This is a genomic window from Pseudarthrobacter chlorophenolicus A6 (assembly GCF_000022025.1).
Classification (GTDB): Bacteria; Actinomycetota; Actinomycetes; order Actinomycetales; family Micrococcaceae; genus Arthrobacter; species Arthrobacter chlorophenolicus.
Genome location: NC_011886.1, coordinates 383174 through 395226, shown reverse-complemented (window position 1 = coordinate 395226; position 12053 = coordinate 383174). Strand labels below are relative to the sequence as shown.

General features: G+C 67.3%; 12 protein-coding genes and 1 tRNA gene. 5 read left to right on the top strand and 8 right to left on the bottom strand.

Annotated elements, in window-relative coordinates:
* Positions 1-32: 32 nt before the first annotated feature.
* The 3 genes from ACHL_RS24605 to ACHL_RS01835 all read right to left on the bottom strand — a co-directional run bounded on the left by ACHL_RS24605 (position 33) and on the right by ACHL_RS01835 (position 2847).
* Positions 33-764 carry a class F sortase gene (locus tag ACHL_RS24605; RefSeq protein WP_015935599.1) on the bottom strand — a complete coding sequence of 244 codons (732 nt, stop codon included), beginning with the start codon at positions 762-764 and terminating at the stop codon, positions 33-35.
* A gap of 121 nt (positions 765-885) precedes the next feature.
* Positions 886-1719 (bottom strand): DUF4397 domain-containing protein, encoded by an 834-nt coding sequence (locus tag ACHL_RS01840; RefSeq protein ID WP_015935598.1) that lies wholly within the window; start codon positions 1717-1719, stop codon positions 886-888.
* A gap of 108 nt (positions 1720-1827) precedes the next feature.
* Positions 1828-2847, bottom strand: a complete 1020-nt coding sequence (locus tag ACHL_RS01835; protein ID WP_015935597.1) for a LacI family DNA-binding transcriptional regulator — start codon at positions 2845-2847, stop codon at positions 1828-1830.
* A 270-nt stretch (positions 2848-3117) separates the two neighbouring features.
* Between ACHL_RS01835 and ACHL_RS01830 the strand changes: the two genes are divergently transcribed.
* Positions 3118-4299, top strand: coding sequence for a GDSL-type esterase/lipase family protein (locus ACHL_RS01830; RefSeq protein ID WP_015935596.1), 1182 nt, complete (start codon positions 3118-3120; stop codon positions 4297-4299).
* A 112-nt stretch (positions 4300-4411) separates the two neighbouring features.
* On the opposite strand, the gene ACHL_RS01825 is transcribed toward ACHL_RS01830, so the two are convergent.
* Positions 4412-4484: transfer RNA gene (locus ACHL_RS01825), tRNA-Lys, on the bottom strand.
* 216 nt (positions 4485-4700) lie between these two features.
* On the opposite strand from ACHL_RS01825, the gene ACHL_RS01820 reads away from it, so the two are divergent.
* From ACHL_RS01820 to ACHL_RS01805, 4 genes are all read left to right on the top strand, one after another.
* Positions 4701-5360 (top strand): hypothetical protein, encoded by a 660-nt coding sequence (locus ACHL_RS01820; protein WP_015935595.1) that lies wholly within the window; start codon positions 4701-4703, stop codon positions 5358-5360.
* A gap of 350 nt (positions 5361-5710) precedes the next feature.
* Positions 5711-6274 carry a DUF47 domain-containing protein gene (locus ACHL_RS01815; protein WP_050767063.1) on the top strand — a complete coding sequence of 188 codons (564 nt, stop codon included), beginning with the start codon at positions 5711-5713 and terminating at the stop codon, positions 6272-6274.
* Position 6275: 1 nt separating this feature from the next.
* Entirely contained in the window at positions 6276-7286 is a 1011-nt protein-coding gene (locus ACHL_RS01810) for an inorganic phosphate transporter (protein WP_015935593.1), read from the top strand.
* A 167-nt stretch (positions 7287-7453) separates the two neighbouring features.
* Positions 7454-7861, top strand: coding sequence for a hypothetical protein (locus ACHL_RS01805; protein ID WP_015935592.1), 408 nt, complete (start codon positions 7454-7456; stop codon positions 7859-7861).
* Between the two features lie 56 nt (positions 7862-7917).
* Here ACHL_RS01805 and pstB read toward each other — a convergent pair whose 3' ends face one another.
* From pstB to pstS, 4 genes are all read right to left on the bottom strand, one after another.
* Entirely contained in the window at positions 7918-8697 is a 780-nt protein-coding gene (gene pstB, locus ACHL_RS01800; RefSeq protein ID WP_015935591.1) for a phosphate ABC transporter ATP-binding protein PstB, read from the bottom strand.
* Positions 8698-8769: 72 nt separating this feature from the next.
* Positions 8770-9882 (bottom strand): phosphate ABC transporter permease PstA, encoded by a 1113-nt coding sequence (gene pstA / locus ACHL_RS01795; protein ID WP_015935590.1) that lies wholly within the window; start codon positions 9880-9882, stop codon positions 8770-8772.
* Positions 9883-10815 (bottom strand): phosphate ABC transporter permease subunit PstC, encoded by a 933-nt coding sequence (pstC, locus tag ACHL_RS01790; RefSeq protein WP_015935589.1) that lies wholly within the window; start codon positions 10813-10815, stop codon positions 9883-9885.
* Between the two features lie 107 nt (positions 10816-10922).
* Positions 10923-12044: a phosphate ABC transporter substrate-binding protein PstS gene (gene pstS, locus ACHL_RS01785; RefSeq protein ID WP_015935588.1), complete on the bottom strand. Its 1122-nt coding sequence runs from the start codon at positions 12042-12044 to the stop codon at positions 10923-10925.
* Between the last annotated feature and the right edge of the window lie 9 nt (positions 12045-12053).

Below are 12053 nucleotides of genomic sequence, written 5' to 3'. Positions count from 1 at the left end.
CGGCTTCGGTGACGAGAATCATGGCTCACCGCTTACCCGGGGACCGCGGTGACTATCACATTGTCGCTGTAGTCCATCCGCTCGTCCAGCCACCTGCCGCCGCAAGTGACAACCTTGAGCTCGTGTGGCCCGGTGCGGCGGAAGAGCGACCCGCCGTCGAACCTGTCCTTGGCCATCAGTTCCACCTTCACCACGCGGTAGGTAAGGTCCGGCGCGCCGTCACGGCCCACGCGGATGGCGGTGCCCTCGGCCAGCGATTTCAGGGCGGAGAACGGCGCCCTGTCCGAAGTCGTGTCGATGTGGCCGGCGATGACGGCGGCCCCCTGGGCCGCGCCGGGGGCTGGTCCGAACCGGTACCAGGCCGCGCGGTCAAAGGCATCCGGGATTTCCATCGCCCCTTCGCCGGACACTCCCCCGGGGACCACCGGCATGTCGATGGCCGTGCCGGCGATGGTGATCGACGTCGGCGCAGGGTCCGCCGCGACAGCGCCCAGGGTGGCCGGGTGAACGGGAATGGTGGGAGCCGCACCCGGCTGGACGGCCGGAGCGGCGGACGCTGGAGCAGAAGGGGCGGCACTGGGAACCGCACTGGGAGCGGCGGCTGGTGTGGAAGCTACTGTGCTGGCGGGGGTACCGGAAGGTGCCGTGGACTGCCCGGCCGGCGCACAGGCGGCCAGGAGAAGCACTGCGGATGCGGCGGCGGTTCGCACCGCTACAGATGCGCGACGGCGGGACTCCCCTGCCGTCGTCGTGCGTCCGCTCATCGCCGTCGCCTCTCTCGGTCCGGGCCCCGCACGCGGCGGGGAGTAGTGGTTTTCGGTAGGGTGGCCGCCCGGTGCAGGTGGGCAGGGTACGCCGGGCGGCCGGTCTATCAGATCCCGGAGGCTACTGCCGTGCGCGGCGTGCAGCTACCGTGCGGGCTGTGCCTACGCCTGCAAGGAGCAGGGCGATGGCGGTTGCTCCCAGCCCCAGGGCAAGGCCTGCCGGTGCCGGCGAAGCGTCCGCAGAGCCGTCCCGGGCGCCGGGGACGGAGCCGGGCGCGGAGTGCAGTCCCTCGATGTTCTGTACTGCCAGCTGAAGGTTCTTGTCAGCCAGGCTGCCCCACGCGTAAACGATGGTGTGGGTTCCCTCGGCGACCGTGACGTCCGCGGGCCCGATGACCGGGGCGGTGGTCCCGGTGGCCGCCACGGATGCGGAAATCGTTCCCGGGTCCAGGGTGAGCGTCTGCTCGTTCGGGTTGGAGAGGTTGGTGACCACGGCGCTGCCGCCGGCCAGGACGTCGACGGCGGGTGCCGCGGCGGTGTGCCGGACGGTGAGTTTGCCCTTGCCGGCCGCGATCTGGGACACATCGTTGGTGAAAAGGTTGGCTGTGGGCTTGCCGGCGGCGTCAAGGTTGGCTACGGCGGTGTAGTTGCCGTTGGCTGCGAGGTTGACGGTTACGGGGCCGATGACGGCGGCGGAGGCGTCAGCGGCGTCCGCCGCGGTGATCGCGATCTGGTAGGCGCCTGCAGGCAGTGCCAGCGGCCCTGCGAGACTGCCCGGGGTGAAATCGTCCAGGGTGCGGTCGCCGTTGACCCAGACATCCACGGTCAGCCCGGGGACGCCGTGCAGCACCGAGAGCTGGGCGTCGCCCTCGGCAGCGCTGGCGGGACCGGCCAGGGCCATCGCGGCTGCAATGGCTGCGGCACCGATACCTGCTGTGAAGATCCTCTTTCGCATGTCCTTCTCCTTGGTCGGCCCGCCGGGCGGGCGCTTTACGCTTACACCCCTACTACTGGCGCGGGCGCGGAGTTGGATGCAGAATCATGGAAATTTTTTGCGGACCGCCTATCCGTTGCCGGGCGGAGCCGTGCTGGACCGTGGAACAAGTTCCGGGGTGACCACGGTGGAGCTCACCCCGGTGCCGGCCTCTATTTCCTTCAGCATGGTGTCCAGGCAGCGGCGGCCCAGCTCCTCGAAGTCCTGCCGGACCGTGGTCAGCGGCGGGCTGAAGTACCCCGATTCCGGCTGGTCGTCGAAGCCAACCACTGAGACGTCGTCGGGCACGCGGACGCCGGCCTCCGCGAAGGCCCTCAGGATTCCCAGCGCCATCTGGTCATTGCCCACGAAGAGTGCGGTGGCGCTGCGCCCCGCCGCCAGCCCGCGTCCAATGGCATAGCCGCTGCCGGCGCTCCAATCCCCTTCCACCAGGAGATCGTCCGCCAGCCCCGCGGCGTGAAGGGCTTCCCGCCATCCCTCAGCGCGTTCGGCGGCGTCGGTCCAGCCGGCGGGACCGGAGACATGGCCGATCCGCCGGTGCCCCTGGGCGATGAGATGTTCGACGGCGAGCCGTGCCCCTGCGCGCTGGTCCACCATGGCACCGCTCACCTCGCTGTTGCCCAGCGATCCCACGGCCATCACGGGGACCGGGATCTTCAGCGCGTCGAGGGCCTGGAGGGTTTCGGCGTGCGGCACCAGCACGGCAATGCCGTCCACCGCCTGGTCCAGGAAGTGGCTGACGGCGCCGGCGATGGCCGCGCCGTTGACCTCGCGGAGCGCGGCGATGCTCACGAAGTAGCCGGCGTCTCGGGCAGCCTGCTCCACGCCGAGGAGGGTGTTGGCTGGCCCGTACTGGGACAGCTCGCTGGCCAGGACCCCGATGGTCTGGGACCGGCGGGTGACAAGGCTCCGGGCAGCCGTGTTCCGCCGGTAGCCCAGCTGCGCGATGGCGGCCTCCACCTTTTCACGGGTGGCCTTGCTGACATTCGGGTGGTTGTTGATGACGCGGGAGACGGTCTGGTGCGAAACGCCGGCCACATCGGCCACGTCCTCCAGGCGCGGCATCCTGCCCTTGCTGCTTTTAGCCATCTGCCTATTGTCCCCGCTGGAACGGGTGGCCCGTCCCCGGACCCCTCGCAGCCTGGTTTGCTGAGCTGTGCCCGTGCCGCACTCCCAGGGGTCCATCAGAAGCCACATCGCACAACCACGCCGTGACGGTTCTGATGAGCGAACAAGCTTATGAGGAAGGCCCGGCCCGGCGTGGCGGTGTAGCTTCCTTTACATTCCCTGCCTCGTCAAGGGACGTCATGCAGCACAGGCTCTGGCGGGGCCTGAACAATGGCGTGGTGGAATGGGGCCATGGCCTTGGACAACGCTGAACCATATACCGCTTCACCGGACACCGAAGCGGCGGCCTTCCGCGGAGCACTGGACATCACCCCGGGCACCGGCGGCACCACCATCCGGCGGCTTCCCGCATGGACGCAGGCCCAGTTCGGTGGGGACAATCCTCTGGCCAAAGCCAATGCGACGCCCTCCGGGGTGCGGCTGGAGTTCCTGACCGATGCCGCCTGGCTGGAGGTGGACCTGACCTTTACCCGGGAATCCGCTGACTGGCGCTGGCGTCCGTTGCAGGCAGCGGTGCTCAACCTGACCACGTCCGATGGCCATGCCGAAAGCCGGCACTTCCACGAGGGGGACGTCCTGGAAACCTTTCCGGACGGGTCCAGCACCCTGACGCCCGGCGCCCCGTCCACCGCCCGCTTCGAGATTCCGGGGCCGCGGCAGGAACGCACAGTCACCCTGTGGCTGCCGCACCGGGGAAGTGCCCTGATCCACGGCGTCCGCTCCGAAGCACCCCTGCAGCCCGCACCGCGCACCGGTCCGCGCTGGGTGCACTACGGGAGCTCCATCAGCCAGTCCTCGCACGCCGAGTCCCCCCTCGGCGTGTGGCCCGTCATTGCCGCACGCAACCTTGGACTGGACCTTTACAACCTGGGACTGGCAGGCTCCGCCCACCTGGACCAGTTCGTGGCCCGGACCATCCGCGACGAGCCCGCCGACCTCATCACGGTAAAGGTGGGCATCAACATCATCAACAGCGCCAGCCTCCGCCGGCGTACGTTCGCGCCGGCCCTTCACGGTTTCCTGGACACTGTGCGGGACGGCCACCCCTGGACCCCGCTGGTCCTGATATCGCCCATCTTCTGCCCCGAGCATGAGGACGCCCCCGGCCCCTCACGGCTGGTAGACGGGAAGTTCCTGGCCACCGATCTCCCCCGCAAGCCCGGCGACGGGCTACTGACCCTCCGCGACGCCAGGAACATCCTCGCGGAAGCCGTCAGCGAGCGCAGCACGTCAGATCCGAATCTGCACTACCTGGACGGGCTGCGGCTTTTCGGATCCGGAGACGCCCATCTCCTCCCGGACCTCCTGCACCCGGACGCCGAGGGTTACGGGCTGATCGGCGAACGGTTCACTGATATCGCAGCAGGCAGCCCGTGGCTTGCCGCGGCGGCACAGGCTCCGGTCAGAAGCTAGTTCGCAGAACCCTGCCTTGAAGGTTCTGGCCGGCGGACAAGCCCAGGAGTGGCGCCACGGCGGGCAAACAAAAACGGGCCGGAAGCTCCACGCTTCCGGCCCGCTGAATGGGTGGGCCCTGTGGGGCTCGAACCCACGACCCACGGATTAAAAGTCCGATGCTCTACCAACTGAGCTAAAGGCCCCAGCCGGCTGGTTGCCACAGCGGTCCCGCTGCGCTTCCCCTACCGGCCCATCCATTTCTGGACGTTAATACTCTAACCCATGGTTCCGGCGCCTCCGCACGCAGCCCGGACGCCGCCGTCGGGCGTTTCGCAACGGATCCGGCACCCGCTTTCCTGCCCTGCCCTCCCCTGCTTCGCCTGCTCGATTCAGGCACGGCACAGGAGTAGCGTGGGGGCATGAGCGAGCAAGCAGGATCCAAGCCATACGGCGGCGCGAACCGGCACCACAAGCCCAAGCCGTTCGCCCCCATCGACTTCGAGCCCTTCGCCGGTGGCGCCGATCCCGCCCGCGTGTCCGAGGCCGCGCACCTCGCTGCCCAGGCTCTGGTCCGGCATGGCCGCGACAGCGACGACCCCGTCATCACCGAGCGACTGGTGCGCCTCGCGGACGAACAGGGCCTGGAAGCCATCGCGGAGATGTGGGCCGAAAGCCCGGCCCGCTCGCTGCCTGGAGCGCTGTGGCGGCTTTACGCCCTGCGTGCCGCGACAGTCCAGGACCCTGAGCGTATTTCCGTCTATTTCCGAGCCGGCAAGGACACCGCGCAGGTGTCCAACGTGGTGGCCGGCGTTGCAGAGCCGCCGGGGGCAGATGAAATGCGGACCATGGCCGATGCCATTCTTTCCGGGGCGTTCGACGGCGAGTTCGACGTCGCGCTGGAGCGTTCCGCCGCATTCTGCCGGGTTGTAGCGCTCGGCCAGGCGACCCTCGCCGATGGTGCCGAGCACGCCAACGAGGCACACGCCAGCCGGCTGACGCGCAATTCCCACCAGCTGGTGAAGACCGCCGAGGACCTCGAGCACGCTGCCAACGCCTGGCGCCTCGGGGAACTCGACTGAAACCCCCTGCCCAAGCACCGCCAACTGTCAAGATTGACTTGGGCGAAGCATCGTAGAAGACTGAAATCGGTGCCGAACCGCGAAACCCCCGGGCTTCAACACTCAGCCGCCTAGAGCGGCCTACCGCCGAGAGGCGTATCCGGTTCGGCACCATTTTTCTGCCCGTTTTACCGTCTGCCCATTTCAGGCCCGCGGTGAGGGGCCGGTAGAGTTAGCGTCAGTTGCGCGCCCGGGTCAAGTCACACGGCGGCAATACTCCCGCCTTGAACTTTTCCCGGAAACCGGTAAACCACGTGAAGCAGTTGCGTCTATTTCCCCAGGAGCCCGCCGGGCTGAAACTCCTCTCCCAGATGGCACAGCAGATAGTCCTGGCCAGCGGCACCCTGGCGGAAATCCTGGGAGTCTCGGCAGCGGACCACGCCAAGCTCGTGGAGGACATGCACAACCACGATGCAAAATCCTCCGAGCTGCACTATGCCCTGCTGACCCACATGCGGACCAGCTTCGTAAACCCGCTCCCCCGCGAGGACATGTACACCCTGTCCCGCTACCTCAACGAAGCCATGGAAAAGATGGACGGCGCGGCCGAACTGGTTGCCCTATACAAGCTGGAGCGGCTTCCCAAGCGCGCCGCGGACCAGCTGGAGATCATCAGCAGGCAGGCCGAGCTGACAGTGGACGCCATGCGCCGGCTGAACAACCTGGACGACCTCGAGGACTACTGGATCGAGATCCTCCGCCTCACCAAACGTGCCGAGCGCACGCACCGGGTGTGGGTGGCGGACATGATTTCGGACATGAAGTGGGCCCAGTATTCCCGCAATCGGGACGTGGCCAACCAGCTGGTGGAGGTCACCAAGGACATGCGGCGCATCGCCACGCAGGTGGGCAGCATCATCGTCAAGGAATCCTAGGGTGACGGCAGTCTTCTTCGGCGCGGTGGTGGTCCTCACCGCCGCGTTTGCGTTCCTCAACGGCTTCCGGGACGTTTCCCTTTCCACGGCCCTGCCCGTCCGCAACCGGGCACTCACACCCAGCGTGGCAGTCTTGCTGGCCGCCTTCTTCAACTTTGTGGGGGCGCTCCTGAGCGCCACCCTGGCCGTTGCCGTCAGCCAGACGTGGATCAGCCTGCCCTCCGGCACCGATGGCCTGGCCATCCTGGTTTCCGGCCTTCTCAGCGCCTGCGCCTGGGGCCTGCTGATGTGGTGGCGGGGCATACCCGTCCCTTCAACGCACACCCTGGTGGGCGGGCTGGCCGGGGCCGGCGTGGCCAGCCTTGCCGTGGGCGGAACCGGGGTGGGCGGCGCGGACCAGTCGCTCCTCCTGCAGGTGGTCCTGCCCCTCTTGCTCTCTCCCCTGGTGGCGTACAGCGGCGCCTTCCTGCTGGTGTACCCGGCCACATGGGCCGCCCGCCATACCCAGCCGAGTGTGGTGAACCAGCGCTTCCGCCGCAGCCAGGCCATTGCCGCCGGGGCGGTGGCATTCGGCCACGGGCTGCAGGACGGCCAGCGGGTCAGCGCCGTGCTGCTGCTCGCCCTGCTCGCGGCAGGATATTCCGACGGCGGGAACATCCCCATGTGGGTTGTCCTCCTGTCCGCGGTGATGATTGCCGCCGGGACCCTGTTTGGCGGATGGCGGATCTCCCACACCATCGGCTACAAGCTGACCCGGGTTGATCCTCTCCGCGGTTCGGTGGCCCAGATTTACAGCGCGCTCATGCTGTTCGTGGGGGCACTTGCCCTGCACTGGCCCCTGTCCACCACCCACACCGTCACCTCGGCGGTGCTCGGGGCCGGCGAGAACCAGCACTTCTCCGTCACCAACCGGAAGCTGGTCATCCGGATCGTGGGCCTCTGGGTCCTCACCCCGCTGGCGACGGCGGCACTCGCCTTCGTGCTGGCGCTGGCCCTGTCCGCGGCGGGCTGAGCGGCCGTAATTTTCCTGTACAGTCCCGGCGACGGTGACGTACATTCGAAGGACGTCCCCCAGTGCTGGGTGCCGGGGACCCGTCCGGCGCCGTGTGCAACCGCCGGATTTGCGCCGCTGCTGCAAACCGGCGGCATGGATGCACATCGCGGAAAAGAGCAGGCATCATGTCTACTTCGAATCCCCGGCGCCCGCTGCCCCAGCCTCGGCAGCTCGGCTGCGCAACCTGCGGCACGGAAAACCACGTCACCATCCACTCGGTCACGGCCCTGGACCCCGCTGGCGGGGATCTGGTGACGGTGTCCTACACCTGCGATGCCTGCAGGCAGTTCCAGGAGCATCTGGCCTACGCCACGGACGTGGCCGCCGTCCTCCATCAGGTGCGGTCCATGGCGCAGGTCATCATGTTCGGCGATGAATACGTCCACTGCGGCTACCCCATGGCGGAAGCAGCCTTCGAGATTGTGCGGCTCGGCTACCGGACCGGCGGGGCCGGCGACGATCCCGGCGCCGTATGCCTGCCTACCAGGGTCCTGCGCTGCCGGTGCGGCTTCCAGCTGGAAGTCCCGGCATAGGCGAACGCCCCCGGGGGCGCAGCGCCTGCGTTACCCGTTGCGCCAAGCAGCCGGATTTACCCGAAGCGGCCGGAAACGTAATCCTCGGTTGCCTTCTCCACCGGGTTGCTGAAGATGGTGTGGGTGTCGCCGAACTCGATCAGCTTGCCGGGCTTGCCGGTGCCGGCAATGTTGAAGAACGCGGTCTTGTCAGAGACGCGCGCGGCCTGCTGCATGTTGTGGGTGACGATCACCACGGTGTATTGGTCCTTGAGCTCGTTGATGAGGTCCTCAATGGCCAGCGTGGAGATGGGGTCCAGGGCGGAGCAGGGCTCGTCCATGAGGATCACCTGCGGCTCCACGGCGATGGCGCGGGCGATGCAGAGGCGCTGCTGCTGGCCGCCGGAGAGGCCGGAGCCGGGCTTGTCCAGGCGGTCCTTGACCTCGTTCCACAGGTTGGCGCCCTTCAGGGAGCGTTCCACCAGGACATCGGCTTCGCCCTTGGAGATCTTCTTGTTGTTCAGCTTCACGCCGGCCAGCACGTTATCCCGGATGGACATGGTGGGGAACGGGTTGGGACGCTGGAACACCATGCCGATCTGCGAGCGGACCGTCACCGGGTCCACACCGTTGCCGTACAGGTTGTCTCCGTCGAGGAGCACCTCGCCCTCCACCCGTGCGCCGGGAATGACCTCGTGCATGCGGTTCAGGGTCCGCAGGAACGTGGACTTGCCGCAGCCGGACGGGCCGATGAACGCGGTGACGGACTTGGCCTCAATGTTGATGCTGACGTCTTCCACGGCGAGGAAGTCGCCGTAGTAAACGTTCAGGTCCTTGACGTCGATGCGCTTAGACATGGTGTTCCTTCACTAACTGGGGATGAATTGAAGTCTGGCATCCGGCCCGCGGGACCGGAAGGGGCTGCGGGCTCAGCGGCCCGCCTTGGGGGCAAAGATCCTGGCGATCAGCCGTGCGGCAAGGTTGAGGATCATCACCAGGATGATCAGCACCAGCGCCGCGCCCCAGGCCCGCTCGGACGACGGGTCCGGGTTGGCGGGCGAGGTGGGGTTGAGGATCTGGGTGTAGATAAAGGTGGGCAGTGAGGCCATCCAGCCGCCGAAGACGTTTCCGTTGATGCTGGTGGCAAAGCCTGCGGTGACAAGGATCGGGGCGGTCTCGCCGATGACCCGGGCGATGGCCAAGGTGACGCCGGACGCGATGCCGGAGATCGCCGTCGGGATGACCACCTTGAGGATGGTGCGCCATTTCCGCACGCCCAGGGCGTAGGCGGCCTCGCGGAGTTCGTTCGGGACGATCTTCAGCATTTCCTCGCTGGAGCGGACCACCACGGGAATCATGAGGACGGACAGCGCGACGGCGGCTACCGCACCGGTCTTGGTTCCCGGTCCCACCACGGCGAAAAAGAAGGCCGCTGCGAAGAGGCCGGCCACGATGGACGGGATGCCGGTCATGACGTCCACGAAGAACGTGATGGCCCGGGCCAGGCGGCCGTCGTTGCCGTATTCCACAAGGTAGATGGCCGTCAGCAGGCCCACCGGCACGGAAATGACGGTGGCCAGGAGGGTGATCTGCACGGTGCCAAGGAGCGCATGGTAGATACCGCCGAGCACAGGAGCGCCCTCTTCAACGGCCCGGTTGTCATAGACGCCGGTGACGCCGTTCATGGAATTGCTCAGGAAGCCGGGGTTCAGGAGCCCGGGCACGCCGTTGACCAGCACCGTCCAGATCACGGAGACGAGCGGAAGCAGCGCCACGAGGAAGGAACCCACCACCAGGCAGGTGGCCAGCCGGTCCTTGGCCTTGCGGGAGCCTTCCACGGCGGCGCTCCAGGACACCAATCCGACGGCGAACAGCAGCGCCGAGACCAGGCCCCACCCGAAGGCGTTGAAGCCGATGAGCGCCAGGATGGCGGCCCCCACGATCAGGGCGGCGGCCAGGACGATGTACGGGGCGTACTTGGGCAGCTGGCCCTTGGTCAGTGCCGAGCGCTTGCTGCGCACCGGGGTAAGCGTCGAGGTCATTTAGTTGGCTCCCGAGAATTCTTTGTGCCGGGTGATGATCCAGCGCGCAATCATGTTGACGGCCAGGGTGATGACGAACAGGACCAGGCCCGCGGCAATCAGCGTGCTCACCTTCAGGCCGCTGGCCTCCGGGAAGTTCAGGGCGATCTCAGCGGCGATGGTCTGGTTGCCGGACTGGATCAGGCTGGCGGTCAGCGCACCGGAGGACAGCACCAGGGCCACGGCCATGGTTTCGCCGAGCGCACGTCCGAGGCCGAGCATGACGGCGCTGATGATGCCGGGCCGGGCAAAGGGCAGGACGGACATCTTGATCATTTCCCAGCGGGTGGCGCCCAGGGCCAGGGCGGCTTCCTCATGCAGTTTGGGGGTCTGCAGGAAGATTTCCCGGGACAGCGAGGTGATGATGGGCAGCACCATCACGGACAGGACGATGCCCGCCGTCAGGATGGTCTTGCCGGTGGCCGAGGCCGGTCCCTGGAAGATGGGCAGCCAGCCCATGTTGTCCGCCAGCCAGTTGTAGGCCGGGGAGATTTCCCGGGCCAGGAACGTTGCGCCCCAGGCCCCGTAAACCACTGACGGGATGGCGGCCAGCAGGTCAACCACGTAACCCAGGCCGGCGGCCAGTCCGCGGGGGGCGAAGTGCGAGATGAAGAGCGCAACGCCGATGGCAATGGGAGTGGCAATCACCAGGGCAATGACGGCGGCGATCAGCGTGCCGATCACGATGGGCCAGATGTAGGCGAAGAAGCCTTCCCCACCCTGGATTTCGGCGGCGGGGGCGGTGAGCGCAGGGATGGCCTGGACCACCAGGAAGAGCGCGACGCCAAAGAGGACGGCGAGGATGAGGCAGCCGGCGGCGAGCGCGGCGCCCGAGAAGACTTTGTCCCCGGCGCGGCCGGCGCCCTGGGTGCTGGTCAGGGAGGTGGCGGTCATTCGACGGCCCTTCGATCGTTAACTGGCACGAAAAAGATTGCTGCGTCCAAACCGAAGTTCCCCGCCTGCCTCTCGGCAGGCGGGGAACCCGGTTTTTGGTACGGCTGCTAGGACTTGACCTTGATGGAGTCAATGGCCTTCTGGGCCTTCTCCGCGAGGGAGGAGGACAGCGGAGCGGACTTCGCGGAGTCGGCGGCGGCCTGCTGGCCTACGTCGGAGACTACATAGTTCTCGAAGGCCTTGACCAGGTCAACGGTCTCCTGCTTGTCGTAGGCGCTGCAGACCACGTGGTAGGAAACCAGCACCACCGGGTAGGCGCCGGCAGCGGTGGTCTTGCGGTCCAGCTTGATGGACACGTCGGTGGCAGAGCGGCCGTCAACGGGCTTGCCGGCTTCCACGGCCTTGGCTGCGGCGTCGGCGGAGATCTTGACGAACTCCTCGCCCACCTTGATGGAGGCGGTGCCGAGCTTGCCGCCCACTGCGGAGTCGTCAGCGTAGGTCACGGCGCCGGGGGTGTCGGTAACGGTCTTGACCACACCGGAGGTGCCCTTGGCGTTTTCGCCCTGGAGGCTGGCGGGCCAGACGCCGGAGGACTTGTCCGTCCAGACCTCGGGGGCTGCGGAGGCCAGGTAATCGGTGAAGTTGGTGGTGGTGCCGGAGTCGTCAGAGCGGTTTACCGGGGTGACCTTCAGGTCCGGCAGGCTGACACCCTCGTTGAGGGCGGCGATGGCGGGATCGTTCCAGTTGGTGATCTGGCCGCGGAAGATCTTGGCCACCGTGGTGGCGTCCAGCTTCAGCTCGGTGACATTGGGGATGTTGAACGCAACGGCGATCGGCGAGATGTAGACCGGGATGTTGATGGCGCCGTCGGGGCCGCAAATGGCCTTGGAGCTTTCGAGCTCTTCGTCCTTGAGGTATGCGTCGGAACCGGCGAACTGTGCCGAGCCGTCGATGATGGCCTTGCGTCCCGCGCCGGAGCCGTCCGGGGAGTACTGCACGGTGGCGCCCTGGTTGGCGGAGGCGAAGCCTGCCTTCCACGCGTCCATGGCTGCGCCGGTGGAGGATGCGCCAATGCCGGTCAGGGTGCCCGTGACCTTCGGGCCGGAGGAAGCCTGGTTGCCGGCAGGCGTGGTGCCCGTGGCGTTGTCTGAGCCGCAGGCCGTGAGCGCCAGGGCGCCGGCTGCGATAACAGCGATTGCCGCGTGGCGGCCGAAACGAAGTGCCTTCACTACGTGTAC

Bases quoted from the DNA above. Each gene is read 5' to 3' on its own strand.
- ACHL_RS24605 (WP_015935599.1), bottom strand. From the start codon at position 764: ATGAGCGGACGCACGACGACGGCAGGGGAGTCCCGCCGTCGCGCATCT.
- ACHL_RS01840 (WP_015935598.1), bottom strand. From the start codon at position 1,719: ATGCGAAAGAGGATCTTCACAGCAGGTATCGGTGCCGCAGCCATTGCA.
- ACHL_RS01835 (WP_015935597.1), bottom strand. From the start codon at position 2,847: ATGGCTAAAAGCAGCAAGGGCAGGATGCCGCGCCTGGAGGACGTGGCC.
- ACHL_RS01830 (WP_015935596.1), top strand. From the start codon at position 3,118: ATGGCCTTGGACAACGCTGAACCATATACCGCTTCACCGGACACCGAA.
- ACHL_RS01820 (WP_015935595.1), top strand. From the start codon at position 4,701: ATGAGCGAGCAAGCAGGATCCAAGCCATACGGCGGCGCGAACCGGCAC.
- ACHL_RS01815 (WP_050767063.1), top strand. From the start codon at position 5,711: ATGGCACAGCAGATAGTCCTGGCCAGCGGCACCCTGGCGGAAATCCTG.
- ACHL_RS01805 (WP_015935592.1), top strand. From the start codon at position 7,454: ATGTCTACTTCGAATCCCCGGCGCCCGCTGCCCCAGCCTCGGCAGCTC.
- pstB (WP_015935591.1), bottom strand. From the start codon at position 8,697: ATGTCTAAGCGCATCGACGTCAAGGACCTGAACGTTTACTACGGCGAC.
- pstA (WP_015935590.1), bottom strand. From the start codon at position 9,882: ATGACCTCGACGCTTACCCCGGTGCGCAGCAAGCGCTCGGCACTGACC.
- pstC (WP_015935589.1), bottom strand. From the start codon at position 10,815: ATGACCGCCACCTCCCTGACCAGCACCCAGGGCGCCGGCCGCGCCGGG.